Genomic DNA, 26,512 nt, shown 5'->3' on the forward strand with positions numbered 1-26,512 from the left:
ATCCAGTTTTCGAGGTTTCCAATGTCTTCAGCGAAATTGACAGCTCCTGTAGGTCAGTCCCCACGCTCCAGTTCCGGGGATGAGGTCAAGAACAAACCAGACGACGTGCTGTTGGTGCGCAGGATGCTGGAGGCCAATAAGATCGGGCCGCTTGGCGCCTCCAAGAAGATGGATACCGGCCTGCTGAAGGCCATCGGCACCTTTCAGAAGAAAAGCGGCTTCAAAAACCCCGACAAGGTCGTCGATCCCGGTGGGCGCACCTTCAAGGCGCTGCTGCCAGCCTACAAGAAGATGAAGGCCGAAGAGGAAAAGGCCGCCAAACAACCGATGATGGAGGTCACCTTCCGCGGCAAGAAGATCCGCTGCACGCCCAAGGAATACGAGAAGGTCAAGCTGGACGTCCTCAAACGGCTGACGCCCTATATGAAATCGGTCCTGCGCAACCATGAAACCGCGCTGGAGACCTATCAGCACTATCTGGACGTGGCCCAGTTGAAAGATGGCGTGCTGAACGCCGTAGCGCAGGTCATCATCATCGAGGCCGGATCGGTCAAGATGCCCGATAACAAGCTCTGTGGCCGCTCCATCCGCGCCAGTGGCAAGCTGGAGCGGGCGATCATAACAAAGGACCTCAAGCTGATCGATGAGGCCCTGCCCGAGGCAGAAAAGGCGATTGGCGCCTTCAACGCGGACCTTTTGCGGTTTCTGAAGGAATTCACCGGCTCTGCCCGGACCACGGCCACTGTTCTGTCGGTTTCGTCGGCTGCCTGTTTTGCCGTCGTCGGGGCGCTGGCCGCCCCGGTTCTGGTGACCGGAGCGGGCATGACCGCTGGCGGTGCGGCTGTCACCTCTGGTGCCGGTGTCGGCCTCCTGCAAAGCGCCAGTCAGGAGCTTGGCAAACATGCCAGCGGTCAGAAGGTGACCGTCTGGGGTTCGATCCAGGCCATGGTGATCGATGGCACGGTTGGCGGGCTGACCGGCGGGATCGGCAGCAAGGTACCGCTCGGCTTTTGCGATGATGCCGCAAAATGGGTCGCACCCAAGCTGGCGTCCAAGGTCGCCTTCCTGTCCACCAAACAGCTTGAGAAATTCATCGCCAATTACATCGCCGGCTCCGGACAAGAGGTGATCAAAACCGTTCTGGGTGAAGCCGTGAAGGAAGTCGGCCGGATCATGAAGACCGGCAAGCCCCCGACCGAAAAGGAATTCCAGGCCATCGTAACCTCACTTCTTTATTCGGCACTTCTTGGCGGGATGGTGAAGAACCTCGGCAGCTTCCAGAAAAAATGGGCCTATAAGAACAAGGATCTTCTGCAGGGCACGATCCTGCCGGACCGGCTGGCGAAACTGGCCAAGACCAACAACATCCCAAATACGCTCAAGGCCAAGCTCTGGGCTGAGGTGATGAACAAGGTCAGCGATGAAAGCCTGAAGGTCGGCTATGGCGTGATTCTGTCCCGCGCCACCGGCAAGGAAAGCGAGGCACAGATGACCGATATGGCTGCCAAGGCCGCCGCCAAGGACAAGGCGCTGATGAAACTGGTCGACAACGAACTGGCCAAGGCGCTGAAAAAGCACAAGATCCCGGTCAAATAATCACCTCAACGGATACGCCCCAAGGGCCGTGGGGACCACTCCCCCTGCGCTCCGCATCCCGCCCGCGCTTCCGCGGCGCGCATTCCCTGGCGTGAACCCGCTCTGAATCGGCTTCAAAAGCCCCGTAGGATTGTTCAGTATTAAGTTCCAAAAACGAACCCACTTATCACACTGCAATTCCTATGGGGAGGATAGGCCGATGCTTCCGATTACATCACTTTATGCCGGCGGGGCGGCGCTCTTGTTTGTCTACCTGTCGCTTGGCGTCAGTCGCCAGCGGCTGAAACACAAAATTTCCGTCGGAGATGGCGGCAATCGCGCATTACTGATGGCCATCCGCGCGCAGGGAAATTTCGTGGAATATACTGCGCTTGGCCTGGTTCTTCTTGCGCTGAGCGAAGCACAGGGCGCACCGGCACTGGCCACGCATGCGCTGGGGGTGATGTTGCTGGGCGGACGGCTGATGCACGCGGTCGGTTTTACCGCGCGCCCGCAGATCCTGATCCTGCGTCAGGCCGGGATCGTGCTGAACCTTCTGATGCTGCTTGTGGCAGGTCTGGGCCTGATCGCGCACGCGCTTTTCTAAGGTGAGGAGTAGCTGCCTCTATACGTCGTGCCCCTGCACCGGGGCCGTGACCTCGGGGGCGCTGATCGTCTTGACGTAGACCGGCGCGGGCCGGATCGCGCCCGGGTCGACCTCAGATGCGGTTTCCGGGCTCTGTCCCCCCGCGGGCGACAGCGCCTTGGCCAGCGCTATGGTCGCGATCAGCGCGCCAATACGGGCATAATCGGCAGGTTTCATCTTAGACAGCTCCCCTCTGTTTCTTTTCGTCTGTATGAAACGCAGCAGCCCGCAGGTTCCGTCGCAGAAAATGAGAGTTTTTTCCGGGGCGGCACGATTTTCCACTTGCAGCCCCGCGGCGGAATGAATATTTCACCCCTCACCGAATGGCAGCGCGGGCGTAGCTCAGGGGTAGAGCATAACCTTGCCAAGGTTAGGGTCGGGCGTTCGAATCGCCTCGCCCGCTCCATTTGGACCACTAAAAGGCCGCCGCTTTGGCGGCCTTTCGTGTTTTCGGATTCTGGTGTTTTTGGGCCTTGCCAGCTCCTGTCGCCGCAGGGGAAGACGCCGCGAGAGACTTGCGCGGAATCGCCTTTGCGAGTACCACTTCTGCGCAAGGAACAGAGCAAGAACGACAAACGGGGCTGACAGGCAGGATGCTGACATCGGTTGAACTATGCGCAGGTGCAGGCGGCCAGGCCCTTGGGCTGGAGCGTGCGGGCTTTGATCACACCGCGCTGGTCGAGATCGACAAACACTGCTGCGCCACCCTGCGCCACAACCGCCCCACATGGAACGTGCTGGAAGAGGACGTGCGCCGATTCAAGGAAGAAGCCAGTGATTACAAGGGCATCGACCTGCTGGCCGGCGGCCTGCCCTGCCCGCCGTTTTCCGTCGCCGGCAAACAGCTGGGCGAACAGGACGAGCGCAACCTCTTTGACGATGCCATCGATATCGTCGATGCCACCCGTCCCCGCGCGGTGATGATCGAAAACGTGCGCGGGTTTCTGGACGCGGTGTTTCATGACTACCGCGAAAAGCTCAAAGGCCAGCTGTCGAAACTGGGCTATGAAACTGATTGGCGGTTACTGAACGCCTCGGACTTTGGCGTGCCGCAGCTGCGCCCGCGCGTGGCCATCGTGGCCCTGCGCAAGGAATTTGCTGGGCAGTTCAACTGGCCCGACCCGCTGCCGCACAACCCGCCCACGGTGGGCGCCACCCTGCTTGACCTGATGCAGGAACGTGGCTGGCGCGGCGCCGAAGACTGGGCCGCCAAGGCAGATGAAATCGCCCCAACCATCGTTGGCGGCTCCAAGAAACACGGCGGACCGGATCTGGGCCCCACCCGCGCACGCCGCGCCTGGGCCGCGCTTGGTGTCGAGGGGCGCACCATCGCCAATGAGGCGCCCGATCCCTTTCACAACGACATGCCGCGCCTGACCGTGCGCATGGTGGCGCGCATCCAGGGCTTTCCCGACGCCTGGCATTTCACCGGCGCCAAGACCAACGCCTACCGCCAGGTCGGCAATGCCTTTCCACCGCCGGTGGCCGAAGCCGTGGCCCGCCAGCTGCGCGCTGCGATTGCCAAGCCGAACCTTCATGCCGTGCGGGCCTAAAGCCGCCCTGACCAGTCGGAGCCAAGGGCCGCGCCCGCCCCGGCAGAAAGGGCGAAACCTGCGATGAAACAGAACCTTCCCGACAGCCTGATTCTGCCCGGACACCCGGATTATGACCTCCTGACCGAGATCGCAGGCGAGATCACTGCCCGCGCGGGCGGCGCGATGGAACTGGCCAGCCGGTTTCCCGCCATGCTGCGCACTTGCATCGACGATGTGATCATGACGCCGAAAACCGGGCGCCGCGCTTATGAGGAACTGGAAAAGACCGAAAAGACATATATCGGCACCCGCGTCGAGATCGAGCTGCGCGCCCTGTTGCGGCTGCCCCGGGGCCGCCTCGACACCGAGGTTCTGGGCCGCGACATGGATATCAAGAACACCATGGGCAGCAACTGGATGATCCCGACCGAGGCGCTGGATCAGGTCTGCCTGCTGGTGGCCGCGGACGAGGCCCGCGCGCGCTGTTACCTTGGCCTGATCCTGGCGCGGCCCGACTACCTTACTGCCGGGCAGAATAAGGATGCCAAACGCACTGTCTCGGCCATGGGGTTCGGCCATATCCTGTGGCTGCTGCGGGATCATCCCTACCCTGAGAATTTCTGGCGCAGCCTGCCCGAAGAGACCGTCACCCGGATTTTTTCCGGCGCCACCGGCAATGAACGCATGGCGCAGCTGTTCCGGCTTGTTCAGGGCCGCCCGATCGACCGCGACGTGGTCGAGGCGGTGGCCCAGCAAAAGGATTTCATGCGCCGGATCCGCTCGGACAAAGGACGCGGCACCCGCGACATTCTGGAGCGCGAGGGGATTCTGCTGTTGTCGGGACAATACGATGGCCAGCTGATCCGCGCGCTGGATCTGCCCGCCTGCCCCGCCAGCGCCTTTGTCTCTTGCCAGCCTGAAACAGAGCAGCATCGGCGCATGGCGCTGCAGGCCGGGTTCGATCTGCCCAGGGCGTGAATGCCAACCTCCCCCACCCATCGGGCAGCTCTGCTTTTCTGTACCGGCGGGCATAATTTTCCTCTTGCACAGTCTCCGTGAAGCTCCTAAATACCCGCTCATCGAATGGTAGCGCGGGCGTAGCTCAGGGGTAGAGCATAACCTTGCCAAGGTTAGGGTCGGGCGTTCGAATCGCCTCGCCCGCTCCATTCGGATCAAAACAGCCGCCCTCCGGGGCGGCTTTTTGTTTTCCGCTTTCCCGCATTCGACCAGTCATAGAAATCCCCGCAGAGGCGGCATTTTTCCCTTGCAGCCCCCCGCATGATTTCCTAAACACCGCTCACCGAATGGCAGCGCGGGCGTAGCTCAGGGGTAGAGCATAACCTTGCCAAGGTTAGGGTCGGGCGTTCGAATCGCCTCGCCCGCTCCATTTGGATACAAGAGACCGCCCTTCGGGGCGGTTTTTGTGTTTTTGGCCCCTTCCTCCCTACCCCTATCTCATAGGCCAATCCCCCCGCCGCCACCTTTTGATCAAATTCCTTTTGACGCCACCTGTAAAACGCGCCAATGCTTGCCGCATCCCTGCCCCGTGCAGTCCGCCGTTCCAGCCCGCCCCGCGCGTTTTTCTTCAAAGGAGTTCAGTCATGGCACCTGTCATCTATCCCACCACCAACCTGACCGCGACCGAGCAGATGTGCATTGACCACGCCCAGGGGATCTATGTCTACGACACCGACGGCAAGGAATATATCGAAGGTTTGGCAGGTCTGTGGTGCACCTCGCTGGGCTATGGCAACACCGAGCTGATCGAGGCGATCACCGAACAGCTGACCAAGCTGTCCTTTTCCCACACTTTTGGCGGCAAGACCCACGCGCCGATCCAGGAACTGGCGGAAAAACTGAAGACCATGGTGCCAATCGAGGATGCCTATTTCTTCTTCGGCAACTCCGGCTCGGATGCCAATGACACCCATTACAAGATGCTGCGTTACTACTTCAATGCCATCGGCAAACCGGAAAAACGCAAGATCATCACCCGCGAGCGTGGCTATCATGGTGTGACCGTCGCCGCCGGATCGCTGACCTCCCTGCCCGCAAACCTGGCGCATTTCGACGCGCCCGTTGAGGCTCTGCACATCCTGCGCTCGGACGCACCGCATTACTACACGGGCCGCAAGGGGAACGAGACCGAAGCACAATTTGTCGACCGTATCATCGACAATCTGGAGCAGCAGATCCTTGCCGAGGATCCCGACACCATCGCCGCCATGATCATGGAGCCGATCACCGGCGCCTCTGGCGTGATCGTGCCGCCCGAAGGCTATTACGAAAAACTGCAGGCGGTTCTGCGCAAATATGGCATCCTGGTCTGGGCGGATGAAGTCATCACCGGCTTTGGCCGCACCGGCGCCGATTTCGGCTGCACCACCATGGGCATCAAACCCGACCTGATGACCTTCGCCAAACAGCTCTCCTCGGCCTATTTCCCGATCTCCGCCTCCGTGATCCCCGGCTGGATGTACAAGGAAATGGTTGCGCCCTCGAACGAGGTCGGCGTCTTTGGCCACGGCTACACCTATTCCGGCCACCCTGCCGCCTGCGCCGCCGCCCTCAAAACGCTGGAAATCTATGAGCGTGACAACCTGTTTGATCATGCGGCCGAGGTCGGCGATTACATGCAGGCGCAACTTCGCGAAATTTTCACTGATCACCCGCTGGTGGGCGAGGTCCGCGGCAAGGGGCTGATCGCGGCGCTGGAACTGGTGTCGAACAAGACCACGGGCGCAACCGTGCCCGGCGGCAAGGGCGGCGCCCTCGCGGTCAAGGCCTGCCAGGACGAAGGCCTGATCCTGCGCGCAGTCGCGGGTAACGCGCTCGCCTTCTGCCCGCCGCTGATCATCACAAAGGCGGAAGTGGACGAAATGCTGAAACGCGCCAAATCCGCCGTGGACAGCACCTATGAAGCGCTGAAGGCCGAAGGGCTGATCGACGGCTAAACCCACCCTCGCGCGCCCCGGACTGCCCAAAGACCGGGGTGCGATCTCGGCCCTGCCGATCTGCGTCTCTTCTGCTGTATTTTCCCCTTACTCCCGCCAGCGCTTTGACCTGTAACTGAAACCGGTTTGGTATCAGTAATTGCAGGAGACATGCATATGGTTGAGTTGATCTATGAAGGCACGGAACGCTACGTGATGACCCAGAGCGGCATCGGCTGGTTCAGTTTTCATTTCAACCTGAAGGCCGAAGTCACGGACGCATCATCCACCGGGTTTACCCTGATGCGAAATACCGATCTTGGCATTCCCGGCTTTGATCCGATCCCCGACACCTCTCCCGATGTCTACAACGGGACTGGCCTGCAATTCCAAAGCATCACCCGCGACGGCCACAGTATCCTGACGCCGTATTCCGGATTGATCGAGGGCGTCACCGAAACCGGCAGCAATTTCACCACAACGGTCACCAATCTCAACATTGAGGCAGAAGATTTCTTCCGCGTGTCTGAAACAGACCGCAACCGGGACAATGTGAAATTGTTCAAACAGATCTTTTCCGGCGATGACTTCTTCGATCTGGGGTCCCGCGGAGACAAGGTCAAAGGCTACAATGGCAATGATGAAATGCTGGGCCGGGGCGGCGGTGACAAGCTTTGGGGCGGGCGTGGCAATGATACCCTCAAGGGCGGCGGCGGCCGTGACCTTTTGCAGGGCGATCAGGGCGATGACATGCTGGTGGGGGGCCGCGGCGCCGACACCTTCAAGTTCAAGGGGCGCAACATCGGCGATGATACGATCGAGGACTGGCGCGATGGGACTGACCTCATCGCCATCAAACACCGCAGCGTTGATGATTTTTCTGACCTGACGCTGACCCAGAATGGCAACGATGCCGTGATTTCCTATCGCGCGGGCAGCATTACCCTGGCCGATACCAATATTTCCGATCTGGACGGGTCGGATTTCCTGTTCTGATTTAAGTCTGCTTCAGGCGCATCGGCACAGGAACGAAAAACGCCTGATCTCCGGCAGGGGATCAGGCGTTTTGCATCAGCAATGCGGACGGCTCAGAAAACCTTGTAGGTCATCGTGGTTAGCGAGCGTTCGATATTCGGGATCACCAGCAGGTGGTCGTTGATGTATTTCCCGACATCCGCGTCCTTGGGGATGTAAAGCTTCATCAGCAGGTCGTATTCGCCGCTAGTGGAGTAGAGCTCGGAATGAATTTCGCGCAGGGCGATATCTTCGGCCACCTTGTAGGTGGTGCCGGGTTTACAGCGGATCTGGATGAAAACGCAGGTCGACATGGGCGCCCCTTCATTGGGTTTTCTTGAGTAACGATTTGGCCGCTAAGCTGGCACGGCGCGCAGGCAGGCGCAATCCCACAGATGCAGCTGCAACAGGGTCTGAGTTTCGACTTACGCGCTCTTGAGTGAGACAGCCCCAGCACCCTATAAGCGCAGCACCAGCCCATGGGCGCCATATGGCCCAAGGGGCAGTTTGACGAAGGATGGCCCGCAGATGCGCAGCGCTCAGATCACCCGCTCCACCGCCGAGACCGAGATTTCGGTGGAGATCAACCTCGATGGTACCGGGGCATATGACAACCAGACCGGTGTCGGCTTTTTCGATCACATGCTGGACCAGCTGGCGCGGCACTCGCTGATCGACATGACCATTCGTGCCAAGGGTGATTACCACATCGACGATCACCACACGGTCGAGGATACGGGCATTGCGCTGGGTCAGGCGCTGGTCGCCGCGCTTGGCGACAAGAAAGGTATCCGCCGCTATGGCGAATGCCACCTGCCGATGGACGATGCCCAGGTGCGCTGCGCGCTGGACCTGTCGGCGCGCCCCTTCCTGATCTGGAACGTGACCCTGCCGACGCCCAAGATCGGCACATTCGATACGGAACTGGTGCGTGAGTTTTTCCAGGCGCTCAGCACCCATGGCGGCATCACCCTGCATATCGACCAGATCCACGGGTTCAACAGCCACCACATCGCCGAAGCGGCGTTCAAGGCCGTGGCCCGCGCCCTGCGCGATGCGGTCGAAACTGACCCGCGCAAGGCAGACGCCATCCCGTCGACCAAGGGCGCACTCTGACCCCGTATCAGACCGAAATCAAACCGTGGCGGCCAGCGGCGCGCCGCGGTCCCGGCGCAGGATCCATTCCGCCAGCAGCAGATTGGGCACCCAGGCCAGCCAGCAGATAATCGGATAGCTGGCCTCGAACCCCACGGTCGCCACCCCGATCGGCAGATAGATCCGCAGCGTTACCGCCGCCAGCGTCAGTGCGGCAGATCGGATCATCCAGACCCGGTGCTGCGCGATCCGGCGGTTCCAGACGTGCCAGATCGCCGTGCCCGTCACCCACAGCCAGAGCAGCGACAACAGCCCAAGGCCCGCTGCGGCCACCGGCCCCTCTTCGGTCGTATAGGCCAGCCAGATACCGCTGGTCCCGGCCAGCAGGATCGCGACGCCGTATAAACGCCCCAGCCAGCGGTGCAGCCCCCGGCGCCGCTGCCGCAGCCTCTTGGAAAACTGCAGCGGCAAAAGCGCCAGTGAGATCGGCGCTAAGCCGATGTGCAGGTAAAGCATCACCGGTCGCTCTAGCGCGTGATGCAGCATCGCGGGCATCACCAGCGCGATATCGGCAATCAGGAACCGGTACGATCCAACCGCGATCAGCACCGCAGACCCCCACATCGTCATGACAACCCATCTGGGATAGCCCATGGCCCGGGTCTCGCTCGACATCTCATCCCTCCTTGCGCCCTTGGGCGACTCAAACTTTACACTGTCAAGTTTATATCTGACAGGCAAACTTGACGCCGTCAAGATGAAGGGCGATACCTGCTCCATGACAAAAGAAGACGTGAGAAGCCGCCATCACCACGGCGACCTGAAGGCCGCGCTGATCAAGGCGGGCATCGACCTCCTGGAGGAAGGCGGCCTCAGCGCGCTGAGTTTGCGCAAATGCGCCGCTCGCGCCGGGGTGTCGCACGCGGCGCCCGCGCATCATTTCGACGGGCTGGCGGGGTTGAAACAAGCCATCGCCGAGGAAGGCTTCCGTCTGTTCTCATCCTATCTGCAAAGCGCCTGCGACAGCGGCCCGCAGGATCCCCACGGGCGGGTCCACTCGCTGTGCCGGGGCTATCTGCAATTTGGGCTGGATCATCCCGGCATCCTCGCGGTGATTTTTGGCGATCAGGGACTTGCCGGTCTGGTCCATGGCAGCGGCAAGGAAGAGGCCGACGCCTATCTCACCTTGCGCGCTGTGGCGGCCCCCTTTGTTGCACCGGGTCAGGATCGTCTGGTGGTGGAAACCCAGATCTGGTCGCTGATCCACGGCTTCACCCTCCTTTACCTTGCCGGGGAGTTCGGCAACCCGCCCCCGCCCATAGATGAGGGACCCTTTGCGCAGGTGATTGCCCTGCTGGATGCGATGGAGCCCGCAACCGCCCCTTGACCCCGCAGCCATTTTTGGCCACTTCAAACGGGCAAGACAGGAAGGACCCCGGCAATGCTGACGGCGATCATCGATTATGAAAGCGGCAATCTCCACTCTGCCGAGAAAGCCTTTCAGCGCATGGCGCAGGAGGTCGACGCGGGCGAGGTCGTGGTCACTTCCGACGCCGATGTAGTGGCCCGTGCCGACCGGCTGGTCCTGCCGGGCGATGGTGCCTTCCCCGCCTGCGCCGACGAACTGCGCGGTCACAAGGGCATCTATGACGCCATGGTTCACGCGGTCGAGGACAAGGGCCGCCCCTTCCTTGGCATCTGCGTCGGCATGCAGCTGATGGCGACCACCGGCCATGAATACGAGGACACGCCGGGTCTGGATTGGGTCGGCGGCGATGTGGTGAAGATCACCCCCGAGGATCCGACCTTGAAGGTGCCGCACATGGGCTGGAACGATCTGGTGATCGACCATGACCACCCGGTGTTTGCGGGTATTTCCACCGGCGATCACTGCTATTTCGTGCACTCCTACCATTTCCGCGTGGCGGATCCGGCCGAACGGCTGGCGCATGTGGACTATGGCGGCGATGTTACCGCTGTCATCGGCAAGGGCACCATGCTGGGCATGCAGTTCCACCCGGAAAAAAGCCAGCACGTCGGCCTTCGCATGATCGGCAATTTCCTGACCTGGGCGCCCTGAGCCTCCTGCCCCCGTCATTTTGCCTGCAGCTTAGGCTGCGCTTTTGCGCAAAGACACCGGAGCGCAGCCATAGGCCTTGCGAAAGGCGCGGGTGAAGCCTTCGGGGGAATCATAGCCATAGCGGCGTGCCACCGCCTCGACCCGATCACCGCGCAGCATGTCCTGCCGCGCCAGTGTCAGCCGCCAGCGCCGCAGATAATGCATCGGGCTTTCCCCGACCTGCTGGGAAAACAACTCGGAAAACCGTGACACGGACAGGCCCGCCTCGGTCGCTAGATCTTGCGTGGTCCAGACCCGGCCCGGATGGTCATGCATCGCCACGATGGCACGGGCCAGCCGCGCATCAGAAAGCCCCGCCAACAGGCCCGGCTCCGCCGTGCCCACCTCGATTAGGTGCCTCAACAGCCGCACCATGGCCGCCTGCCCCAGGCTAGCCAGAATACTCTCGGCGCCGCAGCGGTGCACGGCCAGCTCCTGCTGCATCAGATCCAGCACCGCGCACAGCCCTGTCGCGTCAGCCAAAGCCACTTCGACCCGCACCGGCAATGCAGCCACCAGCGGATTATGCTCCCCGGCCCAGTCCACCCGCAGCGCAAGGCTGGGTCCGTCTTCTGCCTGCGGCACCGCCCCACCGGCAAAGAACACAAGCCGCGCCAAAGCCCCGTCCGGATCGGTATAGACACGCAGGTTTGCCGCCTCCGGCGTTGCCACCTCGACCGTCATGCGAAACCGGGCCATCAGGCTCGACAATCTGTCCATTATCTCTCTCCCGTGCAGAGTTCCGGTGTTTTTGTCAGATTTTTCGGATTTTTCAAGCGCAAATCCGTTGCACAAGGCCACCACCATCACTCACGGCCGCTTATGCGGCAGCAACATTCATACTCGGAGACCTGCTATGCTGATCCCCCGCCAGAAAACCCCGAACCTGTCCCTGCCGCTGCTCGGCGGCGGCACCTTTGATCTGTCCAAGGCAGACAGCGAACGCGGCACCGTCATCTGTTTTTACCGGGGCCTGCACTGCCCGATCTGCGCCAACTACCTGAAAGAGCTGGAAAAGAAGACCGCCGATTTCGCTGAGCGCGGCGTTGCCACCATCGCCATCAGCGCCGATGGCGAAGAGCGCACCCAGGCGATGGCCGACAAGATCGAAGCCAAATCCCTGCGCTTTGCCTATGATCTGCCGCTGGACGTGGCAAAGGAATGGGGCCTCTACATCTCGACCTCGCGTGGCACCACCTCGATCGGTCTGGAAGAGCCCGCGCTGTTCTCCGAGCCGGGCCTGTTCATGGTGACCCCCGAGCAGACCCTCTACTACGGTTCGGTTCAGACCATGCCCTTCGTGCGTCCGCATTTCTCGGAACTGGTGTCGGCCCTCGATTTCGCCATCGCCAACGACTATCCGGCGCGCGGCGAATACACCGGCGCCGTCTGATAGGCCTGCCCGATAGGCCTTACCGATAGACCGGTCTGACGGAGCAGTCGGACCGGTCCCAGAGATCAACGCGCCGCGGGTGAAGCTTCCAATCTGGCGCGTTGTTCCCGCCGGGCTGCCCTCCCGCAGTCCGGCACCGGCGTTTGCGCTAGGCGAGCCGACGCCTTCCCACGCACAACCGCAATTTCCAGCCACCTTTTCTTGACAATTTTTATCTGCCTTTGTAGCACAGCCCTGCCAGGTACCGGACTCTGTGGCCCAATGCCCAGTCGCCGTGCAGCAGATCTGCCGCATCCCAGACCCAGCGAATCACTCGAATTTTGCAACGCGAACACGGTCACGCCCGGCCCCATCTGACGCTTGTCATGCGATCAGCGATGGGTCGGCACAGGAGATGCCATGACGATCACCATCACAACCGGCAACAGCCAGGTTACCGACTTCACCGCCTATATCGAAGACTTCAGCGCCAATTTCGAATCCGCCGGGCGCGGTGTCTTCTCCAACGGCCTGGGCGGCGATTACGCCGGCGCCGAGGCACAGATCACCGACACCGCAACCCCGGATGCACAGGCCTATATCCTGCGCGATGACATTGTTTACAGCATGAGCACCCACACGCTCAGCGGGACGGTCAGCGGAATTGAACTGGGCTATGGCGCCACCGCAACCGACGCGGAGAACGGCACCCAGGACATCGCGCTGGATCAGCTGGATTATTCCATCGAATTCGCCCCCGCTGTCGATGGCGCCGATGCTTCGGCGGCGCTGATCTACGGCATGCTGGATGCGGATTTCGAACCACTGATCGATCAGCTTAAAGCGCAGAACATCCGCTTCTTCGGCTCCGGTGGTGATGACAGCTTCAGCGGCTACGGCAATGACGATCGCTTGAAGGGCGGCGCGGGCAATGACGACCTGCAGGGCAACCGCGGCGAGGACGTTCTGATCGGCGCCAAGGGCCGTGACACGCTGCTCGGCGGTGCGCAGGACGACAAGCTGAAAGGCGGGCTTGGCCGTGACGTTCTGAAAGGCGGCAAAGGCGAGGATACTCTGCTGGGCGGCGCCCACGCGGACAAACTGAAAGGCGGTGCGCATAACGACGTGCTGAACGGCGGCGGCGGCCGCGACAAGCTGATCGGTGGCAGCGGCGAGGATACCTTTATCTTCAAAGGCAACTTTGGCCGCGACGTGGTCCGGGACTTCACCATTGGTGAGGACGTTCTGGACCTCTCTGCTCTAACGGATGAGGCGACCAGCCTCGACGCCTTTGTCGATGCCGCGACCGACACGGGCAGCCGCGTGATCTACGACATGGGCGATGATGGGCAGAACGTCATCATCCTGAACGGCGTCAGCCTGGATGACCTCACGGCGGATGATTTCCTCTTCTGATCACCCCTACCTCTCCGCCAGCTCCCCATTACGGGGGCTGGCCCCAGCCGATGCCACACAGCAATCAAACATACGGCAATTGTGACGGCACGGCGATGGACAGGGCGCCCGCTTCGCGGCATATGGAACCGGTGTGAAACCCGTTCAGGCCCCGCCCCTTTGCAGATCAGACTGGAAAAATTCGACCATATCGAAGGCCGCCACCGCTATTGCGTGCTGCGGCTAAGCCAGACCCTGTTTGGCGACTGGTGCGTCGAACAGGCCCTGGGTCCGATCGCCGCCCCCGGAGGTCAGGAACGGCGCGCCTATTTCAACCAGCACGCCGAGGCGATGCATCTGTTCGAAACGGTGCGGGACCGGCAGGTCCGCCGTGGTTTTGTGCCGATCCCGGTTCAGCTTGGGCTGCTATGATCCACGTCCCGGCGCGTCCATGCGGCGGGAGATCACTTCACCCGTTTCTCAGTTGACCCGTTTCCAGGTCTGTCCCCGGCAGATCAGCCCGCCTGCGACGCACCCCTTGACGGTCAGGCGGTTGCCGTCCAGCGACATCTTGGACTTGTAGGTCTTGTCCGCATCGGGCGCCCAGATCTTACCCCCGGAATAGCTGCCGCCACCATCGGCCTTCATATCCCAGATCAGCTTCTTGCCCAGATGCGCATAATCCGCCGACACGCCGCCATTTGCGTCATAGGCGGTGGCGATGGTGCCGCAAATGCTGGCTCCACAGGGCGCAATATCCACGTGCAAATAACCGCCTTCATCGCCCTCCTCGGTCTTCCATTTGCCAGCAACCTGATCGGCCAGCGCGCCGGTGGCCAGCGACATCGCCAGCGCCAGACCCAATGTGACTGTCTTCATCTCAAAACCTCCCCGTTTGCCCCACCTTGGCGCGGCATGTGGTTTTCAGGCAAGCTTGACTTTGGGTCGCGTTGCAATCCCGGCGCCGACCGTGCCATAGAACCGGCAAAACCCTGCCGCCAGCCCGGCGGCGCCCATTGATGACAAAGGCCAGCGACATGATCCTTTATCCCGCCATTGACCTCAAGGACGGCCAGGCCGTGCGCCTTCTGCATGGCGACATGGACAAGACCACCGTGTTCAACGACAACCCCGCCGCCCAGGCGCTGGAGTTCGTCGAAAAGGGCTGCGAATGGCTGCACCTCGTCGATCTGAACGGTGCCTTTGCAGGTGAGCCAGTGAACGCCGCCCCGGTCGAGGAAATCCTCAAGCAATGCAAGGTGCCCGCACAGCTGGGCGGCGGCATCCGCGACATGAAGACCATCGAAAACTGGATCGACAAGGGCCTGGCCCGGGTGATCCTTGGCACTGTAGCGGTGGAAAACCCCGATCTGGTGCGCGACGCAGCGCGCGAATTCCCCGGCAAGGTGGCCGTCGGCATCGACGCCCGCAACGGCAAGGTCGCAACCAAAGGCTGGGCCGAGGAAACCGACGTGATGGTCACCGATCTTGCGAGATCCTTCGAGGACGCGGGCGTTGCCGCCATCATCTACACCGACATCATGCGCGATGGCGCGATGAAGGGCCCCAACGTGCAGGCCACTGCCGATCTGGCCAATGCGGTCTCGATCCCGGTGATCGCCTCCGGCGGGGTCTCCTCGCTTGAGGACCTTCGAGCGCTGAAATCCTGCGGTGCACCGCTCAATGGCGCCATCTCGGGCCGCGCGCTTTATGACGGCGCCATCGACCTCGCTGAGGCGCTGGCCATCCTGAAAGGCTGATCCCATGGCGCAGGAGCCGGGACAAGGACCAGCCATCGGACGTAATGCGCATCGCATCCTTGCGTTGCTGACCCTTGGCCCCATCCTGCTCTGGGCGCTGGCCTTTGGCGCGGTCTTGTTCCTCAGCACGGTCCTTGGCTGCACCATCAACGAAGGCTTTGCCGCGCCCTGCCTCCTCCTTGGCCGCGATATCAGCGACACGGCCTATGCGCTGGGACTGTTCGCGGCCTGGGGGCCACTTGTCTTTGCCCCCTTTGTCATGGGCGCTGGTCTTTCCTGGGCCATTCTGGCATTGATCGGCGCACTCCGGAAAAGAAAGAGCTGAAGATGCTGAAAACCCGCATCATCCCCTGTCTCGATGTCGCTGATGGCCGCGTGGTCAAGGGCGTGAACTTCGTCGGCCTGCGCGATGCGGGCGATCCCGTGGAGGCGGCCAAGGCCTATGATGCGGCGGGCGCTGACGAGATCTGTTTCCTCGACATCCACGCCACCCATGAAAACCGCGGCACTATGTTCGACATGGTGCGCCGCACCGCCGAGCAGTGCTTCGTACCGCTCACCGTGGGCGGCGGTGTACGCACCAAAGAAGACGTGCGCGCCCTTCTGCTGGCCGGGGCCGACAAGGTCTCCTTCAACTCCGCCGCCGTTGCCAACCCCGATGTGGTGGCCGAGGCCGCCGCGCAATTCGGCAGCCAGTGCATCGTGGTGGCGATCGACGCAAAGACCGTCGCCCCCGGCAAATGGGAGATCTTCACCCATGGCGGGCGCCGCGAAACCGGTATCGACGCGGTGGAGTTTGCCAAGACCGTTGTGGCCAAGGGCGCAGGCGAGATCCTGCTGACCTCGATGGACCGCGACGGCACCAAATCCGGCTTTAACCTGCCCCTGACTCGCGCGATCTCGGACGCGGTGGATGTGCCGGTGATCGCCTCGGGCGGGGTCGGCACACTTGACCACCTTGTCGAAGGTGTCACCAAGGGCGGCGCCTCGGCGGTGCTGGCCGCTTCGATTTTCCACTTCGGCGAATATACCATCCAGGAGGCCAAGGAACACATGGCCGCCGCCGGTATCCCGATGCGCCTCGGCTGAGAAAGGCCCACCGCCATGACCCTGCTGCACGATCTCGAAACCACCATCCAATCCCGCAAGGGCGCGGACCCTAGCAGCTCCTGGACCGCAAAACTCCTGTCCAAGGGGCCCGAAAAATGCGCCGAGAAATTTGGCGAGGAAGCCATCGAGGCGATTATCGAAGCGGTGAAGGACGACAAGGCGAAACTCGCCAGTGAAGGCGCCGATGTGCTTTATCATTTCTTGGTGATGCTGGCCGCCCGTGATGTGGCACTGGACGAGGTCCTTGCCGTTCTGGCCGAACGTCAGGGCCTCAGCGGCATCGCAGAAAAAGCCGCCCGCCCAAAAGGCTAACCCCTGCTCCTCCAGACCCCCGCTCTGATCCGGGTCAAGGGCCGCGCCAGCGGCCGCGCAAGGCGCGGTTCACCCTTGAGGCGGAACAGATCGGATAACACTCGCCATGGCGCTTCAGGGCAGTGCTGCCCCTGAAGCGCCTCTCAGCGGATCCTTTGCCGCCGCGCGTCAGCGCGGCGCCCGGCCCAACGGGAGCCTTCACATCTTTGATGTGACGCGCGACGGGCGGGAGCCCCCCAGCGCGCTACAGTTTCGACGAAATGATACCAGTGGCAAACCCGCCCATGCGGAGTTCACCGAACAGGCGCTGGTATTCGATCTTGGGGCAGCGGTTCTGAATCACGTCAACGCCGCGCGCCTCGGCCTTGGCGGCGGCCTCGGAGTTCTCGACGCCGATCTGCATCCAGATGGTCTGCAGATCCGGGAACAGCTCGAGCGCCTCATCCACAATGGGTGGCACCGCTTCAGAGCGGCGGAAGATATCGACCATATGTACCGGTTCATCGATCTCTGACAGGCTGGCGCGCACGGTGGCGCCGAACAGCCGCTTGCCCGCATGGCCGGGATTGACCGGAATCACCCGGTAGCCCTTGAGGCCAAGGTAGCGTGCCACATAGTAGCTGGGGCGCACAGAATTCATCGACACCCCCACCACCGCGATGGTCCGGGTCCGTTTCAAAATCTTGCGCAAAAGGTCGTCGCTATAGCTGGTCATGGCCAGACCCTACTGTGCTGCCGCCGCGTGGAAAAGCCAAATTCGCGGCATTGGGCGACGGAAAACCGACGGCAATAACGAACCGGCCAGTGAGCACATCGGCATCCCCAAAAAGAAAAAAGCGCCCGGAAGGGATCCCGGGCGCGAGGTATGGAACGAGGGACAGTGAAAAAGGTCTACGGATGTTCCGTTCCGCAGCCCTGACTTATATGTGGGTCTTCGGAACAGGCTTTTAAAGGGGCTCGATGTTCGGAAGGGCTGGCGGCACCAATTGTCGCCGCAGATCCCTTTACTCGGGGTGCAAGGCAGCAGGCCAATGGGCGTCGGCTTCGGCGATCAGCTGCGCCGCCTGTGCCCGCCACCGCGTCAGCGCCCCCTCATTGTTCAAAAGGAACAGCCGCCCGTCAACAATCACCCACAGCTGCGGGTCCCCGGCCTTCAACACGCCCCGCGCCATGGCAGAGGCGCAATAGCCACCGAACATCGGTGCATAGGCGCGCGGGTTCATTTCAAACCGGATCTGATTGCTTTGAGACGCGAAACGCCAGATGACACCTTTCCACACAACGGAATAGCGTGCCTGCCCCGCCACGGCCTCTCCGACGTCGAAAAAGGCCACCGTGTCATAACCGCCAAGCGCCACCCCTTCGCGCGCCGCAAACAGGGGCGAATCCGCCAGCGCGCCCCGGGGCGGGACGGACAACAGGACGGCAGCAACCAGAACGAGCAGGCGCAGAAACAAGAGACGACTCCACAGGATCAATTTGAGATAACCCAATTCTGCCCCATGCGTATCAGGCTGAACAGGCGTGTTACGAATAAGTGAACGCCGTGTGTCTGCGGCCACAGGGCCGGTCTGATCTCATTCGGAAAGGCGTCGGGTAAACCCCACCAGCCTGCCTCAGTCGAAAATATCTTCGATCACGTCAAAGGCCTCAGACAACACCTTTTGAAACATGCTTTTGCGTTTCTTGCGCGGCTTGCTCTTCTTCGGCTTGTAGGCGGGTTTCACCGGCGCAGGCTGGTGCGAAATCTTGGACCGCGACGCGGGCACAGCCGTTGCCGGGGTTTTGGCCCCCTTGCCCGGCGCGAGTGGCCGGGCCTTTTGCGCCGAAAGCGGCGCCCCGCAGGTTCCGCATATCAGCGTGGACATGCCACGCCCACCCGGCACAAAGGCCGATTGAACGCCGCAGTAACAACAACTGAGGATCTTACCTCCGGAAATGCTGGAATGTGCGATGCCTGCCTCCTGTCTGCTTAGGATCTTTCTCTGGAAGCATATAGGGCGATTGCCGCAGCATTTGAGACGTTGAGCGATCCGAATCCCCCGGCAAAGTCGATTTTCACCAGCTGATCCACGGTTTCCTTGGTCTTTTGCCGCAGCCCCGGCCCCTCGGCGCCGAGCACCAGCGCCACTGGGCGGTCCTTGCGCCCTTCCAGCGCCTGTTCGATGGTCTGCTCTGCCTCGCCATCGAGGCCCAGCACGAGAAAGCCCATATTCTGCAGCTCGGTGATAGTATCCGAGAGGTTGCGCATCCGCAGATAGGGCTGACGTTCCAGCGCGCCGCTGGCGGTTTTCGCCAGAGCGCCGGTTTCGGGCGCCGAGTGATGGCGGGTGCCGATCACGGCGCTGGCGCCCAGCACCTCGGCCGAACGTAGAATCGCGCCAACGTTATGCGGGTCAGTCACCCGGTCCAGCAGCAGAACCCGCGGCACTTCGGCGCCAATGCAGTTTTCCGCAAGACTGCCCCAGTTGAGCGGTTTCACCTCCAGCGCCGCGCCCTGGTGCACCGAATTGGGATCCAGCGGCGCGTTGAACTTGCGCGGATCGACCACCTCGGGTTCAATCCCCGCGGCAGCGATGGCCTCTTCCAGCTTGTTCTGGGCATTCAGGGTCACGATCAGCCGCAGTTTCTCCCGGCGCGGGTTCATCAGCGCATCGCGCACCGCATGCAGGCCAAACAGCCAGACGGTTTCGCTCGCGCCTGCCTTCTTGGCCTGTTCCTTTTCGATGACCCACTGGGGTTTCTTGGTGGGTTTCTTCGACATTGCTCTCTCCGACAAAAGGAATTTCAGGCCAGCGCAGAAAACTTGGTATTTTCCTGTTGACGCCCGTTGGTGCCGCTAGTAATCACGCCTCCACGTTAGGTGCAACACTCACCTGACAGTGGGCGACAGGCCGCAAGGTGTGGCAGGGGACTGTAACTCCCTCGCGGAGACGCACGCCTGGTTCGATTCCAGGGTCGCCCACCATCTTCTTCCTTGAAATGATTGATATTTTCATCGGGAACGATGGTGGCATCCGCCCGTATCGGGTCTAGGTCTCCCAATACAGCACTGCCCACCGCTTCAGCTCTGGCAGCCGGTTTTGCCGCGTTTCCAGCCTCATATTCCCCTTCCCCTACCCCCATAACGGGCATCGGTTTCGGGTCAGATTCCCCTAAAGGCCCCGCCCCCGGCAGGATGCAAAAAGACCCGGTACAGGACCGGGTCAATCTTCAACAATCACTGATATCCGGCAGCGGAGACCGCACCCTGAGGCGTCACTCTGCCGGGGTTTTGACCGCCTGCATCACCCAGGCCTCCAGCGCATCAAGATCGGCGTCAGCCGCCTCTGCCATGCCGCCGGAGAAATCCTTGAAAGCCTCCACATTCATACGATTGACGCCAGAAACGACCGGGATACCCATGGCGAGCGCCTCGCCAATGACGGGGCGCATGCCGCGGCCATCGGCCTCGTGCTTGCCGAACTTGTTGACCAGCAGCACCTGCGGTGCGGGTGTCTGAGCAAGGCTCTCGGTGACCTGCCCTACCGCCTGCTCCAGCGCACCGGGGTTCAAGCGGCAGCCGCGGGCCTCTGGCCCCAGAGACTGGGAAATGCGGATCACCTCATCCCCCGGCAGCACCCGCACATCCATGTCGCAGAGCTTGTCATCATAGCATTCGGTATTGGTCTGGACGATTCCCGCCAGACGCAGCCCGCGCGTCTGCAAACGCTCGGCCAGCGCAGTCAGCAGCCGGTCGGTGGCGCCGCGTTCAGTGGTCATGACATAGGCCAGGCTCATCGGGAGACCTCACTTGGTTGTGGTTCTGTTCAGCGAAACAGATCCTAGCGCGGTTTCAGGGAGTGGGCCAGAGGGGCATTTGCCGCGCCACCAGAGGAGCAGCGCGGCAAGAGAGGAGACTTAGAGACCCAGCGCGTGGCGGCGTTCCTCGGCAAAGCCTTGCACGATCCGGTCGGCAATCAGCGCCAGAATCGCCATCGCCGCGCCAGCAGAGATGCCCAGCCCCACATCCGCCTGCCCCAGCGCGAGGTAGATCGACTGACCCAGACCGGTGGTGCCGATCAGCGCCGCGATCACCAGCATGGCAAAGGCATAAAGGATGGTCTGATTGAGCCCCAGAAGGATGGTCGGCGCCGCGTAGGGCGCCCGCACATCGCGCATCATCTGCCAGCGGGTCGCGCCCGAAGCGGTCGCGGCCTCGATCATCTCGGCGGGTGTCTCGGTCAGACCATGGCGGGTGTAGCGGATCATCGGAACGATGGCATAGGCCATGATGGCGAGGAAGGCCGAGAACTCGCCAATCTGGAACACCATTAGCACCGGGATCAGGAAGACAAACAGCGGGATCGTCTGCAGCATGTCACAAATGGGACGCACTACGCGCCAGACCATGGGTGAGACTGCCGAGGCAAGCCCGATGGCGCCGCCCAGGACCGCGCAGGCAAAGACCGAAGCCCCCGACAGGTACAGGGACAGCAGCGCCCGTTCCCACAGGCCAGACAACAGGATCGTTATCAGCAGAACCACAGACAGCGCCGCCAGACGCACGCCGCCTGCAACAAAGGACAAAGCCCCTACCCCGACCAGCACAAAGGGCCAGGGAAGCTGCGAAATTCCCGTTTCCAGCATGCCCGTGGCGATCAGGATCACCACCCCCAGCGTCAGCTTGCCGCGATAGGCACAGTACAATCCTGCAAAGGCGCCTGCAGCAAAGAGCGCAAGGCTCATCCCCGTGGTCCAGACAAAGCCCCAGGTGAAAGGCAGCACCGCCTGGTCAAGCCCGATCCTGAGCGGCAGCAGCACGTAGAACATCACGCCGTTCTTGACGCTGGTCAGCAGCTCGGCATTGGCACTTGTAAAGGCCGACAGGCCCGCGTCGACACGATCCGCCGTACTGTCGAACAGCGCATAGTCGCCCGGATGCTGCAGCTGGCCGTAAAAGGCCAGACTGACAATGGCACCCAGCACAAGGATCGCCAGCGACACGCGTCCGTCATAGCTGCGGCGCCTTTCATCGGCGAGCGTGCCGCTCATCCGGTCGATCAGGATGGCAAAGATCACGATCACAAAACCGGCCAGCAGGCTGGCACCGAACTGTGCCTTGCGCATGGTCAGCAGCACTTCCCAGCCGATGTCGTCAAAACCCCCGATGACGGCAGCGATGATCACCATCGATAGGGCCGCCATCAGGCATTGGTTGACACCCACCATGATCTGCGTGGCCGCGGCGGGGATTTCCACCTGAAACAGCTGCTGCATGCGGGTGCCACCAGCCATCACGGCGGCTTCCTTGATTTCCGGTTCGATCCGCTCCAGCCCCAGCATCACGTTGCGGGCCATCGGCGGCGCCGCATAGATGGCCGAGGCGATCAGCCCCACCACCGGACCAAAGCCGAAAAGCACCAAGAGGGGCGTCAGATAGGCAAAGGTCGGCACCGTCTGCATCACGTCCAGGAGCGCCTGAACCGGCGCCCGCACCCGAGGGTATTCATTGGCCAGCACGCCAATGGCACCGCCAACCAGCAGCGCCAGCGGCACCGAGACCGAGACCAGCGCCAGCGTGTTCATGCTTTCGGGCCAGTAACCCGAGGCGAGCACAGCACCCAGCCCCACCGCAGCCATCAGCGCCATCGCCAGCCCCCCAAGGCGCCAGCCCAGCGCCACCGTGGCCGCGATCAGCAATGGCCAGGGCGTTTCGCTCAAGATCCAGCCTGCGGCCTCCATCGGATAGGCCATCAGGGCAGAAAACATTCGGGCTGCCGGTTTGATCAGGGCCAGAAAACTCTCCATCCCGCTGCCGACCCAATCGGTCGCGGGAAGCACCCAGCCTTTGGGGAATGAAACAAGCCAGGGCGCGACGCCTTCCAGCGCCAGACACAGAATGCCCACCACCAGCGCGATCAGCGCGGCGCGGCTGCCTTTGCTGAGCGTCATCATGCCGCCGGATCCACCTGCAGGGCCGCCGCCAGATCTGCCGGGTTCACCACGCCCAGCAGCGCGCCATTTTCGTCACGCACCGGCACGGGTTCATACAGCTCCATGCAGCGCGCCAGCGCCGCATCCAGCGTCATGTCGCGGCGCAAACCCGGATCGTCGGGGCCATGGGACAGATCCCCGCCAGTTTGCATGACCGAGGCCACATGAGCGTGCTGCCCCTTCGCGACATCCTTGGAGAATTCACGCACGTAATCATCCACCGGGTTCAGCACGATGTCCGAAGGTGTGCCGATCTGCACGATCTTGCCATCGCGCATGATGGCGATGCGGTCGGCCAGCTTCAGCGCCTCATTGATGTCATGGGTGATAAAGACGATTGTGGTTTTCAGCTTGGCCTGAATGTCGAGGAATTCATCCTGCAACTGGCGGCGGATCAGCGGATCCAGAGCCGAAAACGGTTCATCCAGGAACCAGACGGAACAATCCGCCACGAGGGATCGCGCGATGCCGACCCGCTGGCGCTGCCCGCCGGACAGTTCGCGTGGGAAATTCTTTTCGCGCCCGCCAAGGCCGACCAGTTCGATCACCTGCTGCGCCTTCGCCAGCCGGTCCTTCTTGCGCATCCCCTGCACCCTCAGCGGATAGGCGACATTTTCGGCCACGCTCATATGCGGGAACAGGCCGAAGTGCTGGAACACCATGCCCAGCTTGTTTCGGCGCAGCTCGATCAGCCGTTTCGGGCTGGCGGTGCGGATGTTTTCGCCGTCGATCAGAATATCGCCGCCGGTGCCCGGCAAGAGCTGCGAGATACAGCGGATCAGCGTCGACTTTCCCGACCCGCTGAGCCCCATGATGACGAACAACTCGCCCTCTTTCACTTCGAATGTGGCGTCCTGCACCGCGGGCGTCAGCCCCTTGGCGCGCAGCGCCGCGGCAGCCTCTTCGGCAGATTGAGTTTCAGACAGCGCCTGTTTCAGAGCACTGTCCGCATGGGCGCCGAACACCTGCCAGACATTCTGGCAGGTGATGGCTGGTGTCGACGTGTCACTCACGGCGCTTTGGCTCACTTCAGCGCGGCGTCCACGACCGGACGCCACTTGTCCTCATTGGCCGCCATCCAGTCGGCAACCACTTCCTCGACGCTGCCACCATCAACGTCGATGGCGCCCATCATCGGCTGCTGGTCTTCAACGGCCAACGTGTAGGACGACAGGATCTCATGCGCTGCGGGCCAGGTTTCGGCCAGACCGGACCAACCCGCCTTGAAGATGCGCGAGGGGGCAAAATCGCAATCGTTGACCGCGTTGGGGTTCGGGCCCCATGCCGGATCGGTAAAGCAGGCCTCTTCGCCCTCGGGCAGGTCGACGAACTGCACGTCATAGGCGGACATCGCCCAATGGGGTTGCCAGAAGGTGATCAGCAGCGGCGTCTTGCGCTCGGTCGCGGCGCGCAGCTCGACGATCAGCGCGGCCTCGGAACCCGCGGGAACCGCCTTGAAAGGCAGATCAAGACCGGCCATGCGGTCGGCCCCGGGGGTGCCCCAGTCGGCCGGGTAATCCACCAGACGGCCCTGCGGCAGGGTTTCGGCAGTGGCGAACTGCGGCGCGCAGGCCTTCAGCGCCTCCCATGCGGGCAGACCCGGGCACAGCTCAGCCACATGGGCGGGGTAAGCAATGCCTTCCTTGGCGTCGAGTTCCAGATCACCCAGTTCCTCGACGGTGCCTTCGGCGACCTTCTTGGCGTATTCGTCCGATACGTTGGAGGACCAGATTTCCAGCGTCGCGTGGATGTCACCATCGGCAATCGCCTGGAACTGGTTCATCATGCCGGCCGAGACGTATTCGACCTTGTAGCCCGCAGCCTTCAGCATCTCACCAGCGATATGGGTGGTGACGTGCTGGCCAGTCCATTCGTTCACGGCCAGTTTGATCGGCGTGTCCACCGCACCCAGATCGGCCGCTGCCGCGGCACCGGAAAGCATGGCAGAAGCGCCCAGCGCCAGTGCAAAAGAAGTTGATTTCATGGATGTCATCCCCGTTCTGTGGGCGCATCAGGCGGACCCGAAGTCCCGCGCCCTTATGTGATTGTGGTCGTCTGGTGTCGCGGACTGCGCAGCCCATCGGCCGCCATCTGCCGTTTCGCCACCGCCGGTCCAAGCCGTTCATCTCAGCGTATTGATGATCCAGTGTGACCGGCTACAGGACAAGGTTTTGCCTTTAATACGACCATTTGTCGAGCATTCACGGCGCTGCCGACACATTTTCTTGATTTTCCATTTAAATTTTTGGATGGAAATTCAATTTTGAGACCGGATACCCCGTACCTCCGCCTGGCGATGCACGCCTCAGAAAGAATCAGGGGCGGCACAGATGATCGGTCGCCCCTTTCTAGTTTCAGGTGGTTACAGCACCCGCGCAAGCCGCAGCATCGCTGCAGTCACCGCGCTCAGCTGTTCTGGCGTGCTGATAAAGGGCGGCATCGTATAGATGTTATGTCCAAAGGGACGCAGGAATACGCCGGTGTCCGGCGCCAGCGCATGGGCGTCATCGGCGGATACCGGATGATCCATCTCGATCACGCCAATCGCCCCCAGCACCCGCACATCCCGCACCCCTGGCAGGTCGCGGGCCGGGGCCAGCTCTGCCTGCATCTGCGCCGCGATATCTGCAATGCGCCCCCGCCAATCCTGCCCGGTCAGCACATCGATCGCAGCGCAGGCAGCAGCGCAGGCCAGTGGATTGGCCATATAGGTCGGTCCATGCATGAAGATACCGGGATTGCCGCCACCGATGCCTTCCGCCACCCGGTCATTGGTCAACGTCGCCGCAAAGGAAATATGCCCCCCGGTCAGCCCCTTGCCGAGACACAGGATATCCGGCTCAACCGAACAAAAATCGGTGGCGAACATCTGTCCGGTGCGGGCAAAGCCAGTGGCGATCTCATCAAAGATCAACAGGACGCCGAATTCATCGCAGAGCGCCCGCGCCTGATTGAGGTACTCGGGGTGGTAGAAATACATGCCCCCCGTACCCTGCACCACCGGCTCCAGAATAAACCCGGCGATGCGGTCCTGCCCGGCCTCCAGCACCCGGCGCAATTCGCCGAGGCCGTTTTGCTCGGGGTCCTCGCACCACTCCTGCCCCATCGCCACCGGCGGGCGGGAGACGAAATGCTGAACGCTGAGCGCGCCCTGAAACAGGTGATGCATGCCGGTGTCGGGATCGCAGACGCTCATCGCCTTCCAGGTGTCACCGTGATAACCCGAGCGCACGGTGGCAAATTCGCTGCGCCCCGGTTGCCCCATGGCGTGCTGGTATTGCACCGCCATCTTCATCGCCACCTCGACCGAGACCGAGCCGCTGTCGCAGTAGAAGATCCGCTGCAGGCTGTCCGGCGTGATCTCCAGCAGCCGCCGTCCCAGCTCCACCGCCGGCTCATGGGTTAACCCGCCGAACATCACATGTGGCAGGGTGTCGATCTGTGCCTTCATGGCCGCCGTGATCACCGGATGCCGGTGCCCGTGCATCATGCACCACCACGAGGACATGGCGTCGATCAGACGGGTGCCGTCCTCCAGCGTGATATGGACGCCTTCGGCTTCCTTTACCAGAAAGGTCCGGCCGGGTTTGGTGACATTGGTATAGGGGTGCCAGAGGTGTTTCTTGTCAAACTCCAGCGGGGTCAGCGGCGGGGTCATCGGGATGTCCTT

At 62.0% G+C, this 26,512-nt stretch carries 30 protein-coding genes and 4 tRNA genes; 20 read left to right on the forward strand and 14 right to left on the reverse strand.

The features are described from left to right. Nucleotides 1-21: 21 nt before the first annotated feature. Entirely contained in the window at nucleotides 22-1,596 is a 1,575-nt protein-coding gene (locus tag AC5SSZ_RS10430) for a hypothetical protein (protein WP_495438140.1), read from the forward strand. 199 nt (nucleotides 1,597-1,795) lie between these two features. Next, on the forward strand, nucleotides 1,796-2,182 hold the full coding sequence (locus AC5SSZ_RS10435) for an MAPEG family protein (protein ID WP_274834958.1): 387 nt from the start codon (nucleotides 1,796-1,798) through the stop codon (nucleotides 2,180-2,182). Nucleotides 2,183-2,200: 18 nt separating this feature from the next. Here AC5SSZ_RS10435 and AC5SSZ_RS10440 read toward each other — a convergent pair whose 3' ends face one another. Then, the gene (locus AC5SSZ_RS10440) at nucleotides 2,201-2,398 is read right to left on the reverse strand and encodes a hypothetical protein (protein ID WP_274834960.1); all 198 of its coding nucleotides are present in this window, start codon (nucleotides 2,396-2,398) and stop codon (nucleotides 2,201-2,203) included. Between the two features lie 154 nt (nucleotides 2,399-2,552). Here AC5SSZ_RS10440 and AC5SSZ_RS10445 point away from each other — a divergent pair. The 7 genes from AC5SSZ_RS10445 to AC5SSZ_RS10475 all read left to right on the forward strand — a co-directional run bounded on the left by AC5SSZ_RS10445 (nucleotide 2,553) and on the right by AC5SSZ_RS10475 (nucleotide 7,685). Further along, nucleotides 2,553-2,627: transfer RNA gene (locus tag AC5SSZ_RS10445), tRNA-Gly, on the forward strand. Between the two features lie 187 nt (nucleotides 2,628-2,814). After that, complete coding sequence (locus AC5SSZ_RS10450) at nucleotides 2,815-3,774, forward strand: DNA cytosine methyltransferase (RefSeq protein ID WP_065273031.1); 960 nt, start codon at nucleotides 2,815-2,817, stop codon at nucleotides 3,772-3,774. Nucleotides 3,775-3,837: 63 nt separating this feature from the next. Beyond that, the gene (locus AC5SSZ_RS10455; RefSeq protein WP_495438141.1) at nucleotides 3,838-4,734 is read left to right on the forward strand and encodes a NaeI family type II restriction endonuclease; all 897 of its coding nucleotides are present in this window, start codon (nucleotides 3,838-3,840) and stop codon (nucleotides 4,732-4,734) included. A gap of 113 nt (nucleotides 4,735-4,847) precedes the next feature. After that, nucleotides 4,848-4,922: transfer RNA gene (locus tag AC5SSZ_RS10460), tRNA-Gly, on the forward strand. A 146-nt stretch (nucleotides 4,923-5,068) separates the two neighbouring features. Continuing rightward, nucleotides 5,069-5,143 (forward strand) — tRNA-Gly (locus AC5SSZ_RS10465). Nucleotides 5,144-5,357: 214 nt separating this feature from the next. After that, on the forward strand, nucleotides 5,358-6,710 hold the full coding sequence (locus AC5SSZ_RS10470) for an aminotransferase (RefSeq protein ID WP_274837707.1): 1,353 nt from the start codon (nucleotides 5,358-5,360) through the stop codon (nucleotides 6,708-6,710). 156 nt (nucleotides 6,711-6,866) lie between these two features. Then, on the forward strand, nucleotides 6,867-7,685 hold the full coding sequence (locus AC5SSZ_RS10475; RefSeq protein WP_495438142.1) for a calcium-binding protein: 819 nt from the start codon (nucleotides 6,867-6,869) through the stop codon (nucleotides 7,683-7,685). Nucleotides 7,686-7,777: 92 nt separating this feature from the next. Here AC5SSZ_RS10475 and AC5SSZ_RS10480 read toward each other — a convergent pair whose 3' ends face one another. Continuing rightward, entirely contained in the window at nucleotides 7,778-8,017 is a 240-nt protein-coding gene (locus tag AC5SSZ_RS10480; protein WP_065273027.1) for an Lrp/AsnC family transcriptional regulator, read from the reverse strand. A gap of 214 nt (nucleotides 8,018-8,231) precedes the next feature. Here AC5SSZ_RS10480 and hisB point away from each other — a divergent pair, with 214 nt between their 5' ends. Beyond that, the gene (gene hisB, locus AC5SSZ_RS10485) at nucleotides 8,232-8,819 is read left to right on the forward strand and encodes an imidazoleglycerol-phosphate dehydratase HisB (RefSeq protein ID WP_274830035.1); all 588 of its coding nucleotides are present in this window, start codon (nucleotides 8,232-8,234) and stop codon (nucleotides 8,817-8,819) included. A gap of 18 nt (nucleotides 8,820-8,837) precedes the next feature. On the opposite strand, the gene AC5SSZ_RS10490 is transcribed toward hisB, so the two are convergent. Beyond that, nucleotides 8,838-9,473: a DUF2306 domain-containing protein gene (locus AC5SSZ_RS10490; RefSeq protein WP_495438143.1), complete on the reverse strand. Its 636-nt coding sequence runs from the start codon at nucleotides 9,471-9,473 to the stop codon at nucleotides 8,838-8,840. A 103-nt stretch (nucleotides 9,474-9,576) separates the two neighbouring features. Between AC5SSZ_RS10490 and AC5SSZ_RS10495 the strand changes: the two genes are divergently transcribed. Both AC5SSZ_RS10495 and hisH read left to right on the forward strand, forming a co-directional pair. Beyond that, entirely contained in the window at nucleotides 9,577-10,185 is a 609-nt protein-coding gene (locus tag AC5SSZ_RS10495) for a TetR/AcrR family transcriptional regulator (RefSeq protein ID WP_495438144.1), read from the forward strand. A gap of 54 nt (nucleotides 10,186-10,239) precedes the next feature. Next, entirely contained in the window at nucleotides 10,240-10,878 is a 639-nt protein-coding gene (hisH, locus tag AC5SSZ_RS10500; protein WP_495438145.1) for an imidazole glycerol phosphate synthase subunit HisH, read from the forward strand. 30 nt (nucleotides 10,879-10,908) lie between these two features. Here the strand turns inward: hisH and AC5SSZ_RS10505 are convergent, their stop codons facing one another. Next, complete coding sequence (locus tag AC5SSZ_RS10505; protein ID WP_495438146.1) at nucleotides 10,909-11,637, reverse strand: helix-turn-helix transcriptional regulator; 729 nt, start codon at nucleotides 11,635-11,637, stop codon at nucleotides 10,909-10,911. Between the two features lie 136 nt (nucleotides 11,638-11,773). Here AC5SSZ_RS10505 and AC5SSZ_RS10510 point away from each other — a divergent pair, with 136 nt between their 5' ends. The 3 genes from AC5SSZ_RS10510 to AC5SSZ_RS10520 all read left to right on the forward strand — a co-directional run bounded on the left by AC5SSZ_RS10510 (nucleotide 11,774) and on the right by AC5SSZ_RS10520 (nucleotide 14,116). After that, nucleotides 11,774-12,310 carry a peroxiredoxin-like family protein gene (locus tag AC5SSZ_RS10510; RefSeq protein ID WP_065273024.1) on the forward strand — a complete coding sequence of 179 codons (537 nt, stop codon included), beginning with the start codon at nucleotides 11,774-11,776 and terminating at the stop codon, nucleotides 12,308-12,310. Nucleotides 12,311-12,709: 399 nt separating this feature from the next. Beyond that, nucleotides 12,710-13,705 (forward strand): calcium-binding protein, encoded by a 996-nt coding sequence (locus tag AC5SSZ_RS10515; protein WP_370570955.1) that lies wholly within the window; start codon nucleotides 12,710-12,712, stop codon nucleotides 13,703-13,705. A 159-nt stretch (nucleotides 13,706-13,864) separates the two neighbouring features. Continuing rightward, entirely contained in the window at nucleotides 13,865-14,116 is a 252-nt protein-coding gene (locus AC5SSZ_RS10520) for a WGR domain-containing protein (protein WP_274830041.1), read from the forward strand. A 48-nt stretch (nucleotides 14,117-14,164) separates the two neighbouring features. Here AC5SSZ_RS10520 and AC5SSZ_RS10525 read toward each other — a convergent pair whose 3' ends face one another. Next, nucleotides 14,165-14,563, reverse strand: a complete 399-nt coding sequence (locus tag AC5SSZ_RS10525; protein WP_495438147.1) for a DUF2147 domain-containing protein — start codon at nucleotides 14,561-14,563, stop codon at nucleotides 14,165-14,167. Nucleotides 14,564-14,721: 158 nt separating this feature from the next. On the opposite strand from AC5SSZ_RS10525, the gene hisA reads away from it, so the two are divergent. From hisA to AC5SSZ_RS10545, 4 genes are read left to right on the forward strand one after another with little or no spacing between them, the layout of a single operon-like run. Then, nucleotides 14,722-15,444 (forward strand): 1-(5-phosphoribosyl)-5-[(5-phosphoribosylamino)methylideneamino]imidazole-4-carboxamide isomerase, encoded by a 723-nt coding sequence (hisA, locus tag AC5SSZ_RS10530; RefSeq protein ID WP_274833024.1) that lies wholly within the window; start codon nucleotides 14,722-14,724, stop codon nucleotides 15,442-15,444. 4 nt (nucleotides 15,445-15,448) lie between these two features. After that, nucleotides 15,449-15,769 (forward strand): hypothetical protein, encoded by a 321-nt coding sequence (locus tag AC5SSZ_RS10535; RefSeq protein ID WP_495438148.1) that lies wholly within the window; start codon nucleotides 15,449-15,451, stop codon nucleotides 15,767-15,769. Between the two features lie 2 nt (nucleotides 15,770-15,771). Further along, a complete protein-coding gene (gene hisF / locus AC5SSZ_RS10540) occupies nucleotides 15,772-16,533 on the forward strand; it encodes an imidazole glycerol phosphate synthase subunit HisF (protein ID WP_274830045.1) in 762 nt (253 codons plus the stop codon). Nucleotides 16,534-16,548: 15 nt separating this feature from the next. Next, nucleotides 16,549-16,866: a phosphoribosyl-ATP diphosphatase gene (locus AC5SSZ_RS10545; RefSeq protein ID WP_065273020.1), complete on the forward strand. Its 318-nt coding sequence runs from the start codon at nucleotides 16,549-16,551 to the stop codon at nucleotides 16,864-16,866. 244 nt (nucleotides 16,867-17,110) lie between these two features. Here AC5SSZ_RS10545 and AC5SSZ_RS10550 read toward each other — a convergent pair whose 3' ends face one another. From AC5SSZ_RS10550 to rlmB, 4 genes are all read right to left on the reverse strand, one after another. Continuing rightward, nucleotides 17,111-17,581: a CoA-binding protein gene (locus AC5SSZ_RS10550; protein WP_495438149.1), complete on the reverse strand. Its 471-nt coding sequence runs from the start codon at nucleotides 17,579-17,581 to the stop codon at nucleotides 17,111-17,113. 289 nt (nucleotides 17,582-17,870) lie between these two features. Next, on the reverse strand, nucleotides 17,871-18,323 hold the full coding sequence (locus AC5SSZ_RS10555) for a YHS domain-containing (seleno)protein (RefSeq protein WP_495438150.1): 453 nt from the start codon (nucleotides 18,321-18,323) through the stop codon (nucleotides 17,871-17,873). Between the two features lie 159 nt (nucleotides 18,324-18,482). Beyond that, on the reverse strand, nucleotides 18,483-18,734 hold the full coding sequence (locus tag AC5SSZ_RS10560) for a hypothetical protein (protein WP_274833000.1): 252 nt from the start codon (nucleotides 18,732-18,734) through the stop codon (nucleotides 18,483-18,485). 104 nt (nucleotides 18,735-18,838) lie between these two features. After that, nucleotides 18,839-19,630, reverse strand: coding sequence for a 23S rRNA (guanosine(2251)-2'-O)-methyltransferase RlmB (gene rlmB, locus AC5SSZ_RS10565; protein WP_065273016.1), 792 nt, complete (start codon nucleotides 19,628-19,630; stop codon nucleotides 18,839-18,841). 120 nt (nucleotides 19,631-19,750) lie between these two features. On the opposite strand from rlmB, the gene AC5SSZ_RS10570 reads away from it, so the two are divergent. After that, nucleotides 19,751-19,834: transfer RNA gene (locus AC5SSZ_RS10570), tRNA-Tyr, on the forward strand. 290 nt (nucleotides 19,835-20,124) lie between these two features. Here AC5SSZ_RS10570 and AC5SSZ_RS10575 read toward each other — a convergent pair. From AC5SSZ_RS10575 to bioA, 5 genes are all read right to left on the reverse strand, one after another. Next, nucleotides 20,125-20,646, reverse strand: coding sequence for a DUF2478 domain-containing protein (locus AC5SSZ_RS10575; RefSeq protein ID WP_274834978.1), 522 nt, complete (start codon nucleotides 20,644-20,646; stop codon nucleotides 20,125-20,127). Nucleotides 20,647-20,766: 120 nt separating this feature from the next. After that, nucleotides 20,767-22,803, reverse strand: coding sequence for an ABC transporter permease (locus AC5SSZ_RS10580; protein ID WP_495438151.1), 2,037 nt, complete (start codon nucleotides 22,801-22,803; stop codon nucleotides 20,767-20,769). Next, nucleotides 22,800-23,855 carry a quaternary amine ABC transporter ATP-binding protein gene (locus tag AC5SSZ_RS10585; protein ID WP_274830052.1) on the reverse strand — a complete coding sequence of 352 codons (1,056 nt, stop codon included), beginning with the start codon at nucleotides 23,853-23,855 and terminating at the stop codon, nucleotides 22,800-22,802. Before AC5SSZ_RS10585 ends, AC5SSZ_RS10580 begins: the two co-directional genes overlap by 4 nt. Before the next feature lie 11 nt (nucleotides 23,856-23,866). Beyond that, nucleotides 23,867-24,826: an ABC transporter substrate-binding protein gene (locus AC5SSZ_RS10590; protein ID WP_274837714.1), complete on the reverse strand. Its 960-nt coding sequence runs from the start codon at nucleotides 24,824-24,826 to the stop codon at nucleotides 23,867-23,869. A 378-nt stretch (nucleotides 24,827-25,204) separates the two neighbouring features. Continuing rightward, the gene (gene bioA / locus AC5SSZ_RS10595) at nucleotides 25,205-26,500 is read right to left on the reverse strand and encodes an adenosylmethionine--8-amino-7-oxononanoate transaminase (protein ID WP_495438152.1); all 1,296 of its coding nucleotides are present in this window, start codon (nucleotides 26,498-26,500) and stop codon (nucleotides 25,205-25,207) included. Nucleotides 26,501-26,512 lie beyond the last annotated feature (12 nt).

Source organism: Phaeobacter sp. CC-HEC084 (assembly GCF_059429255.1).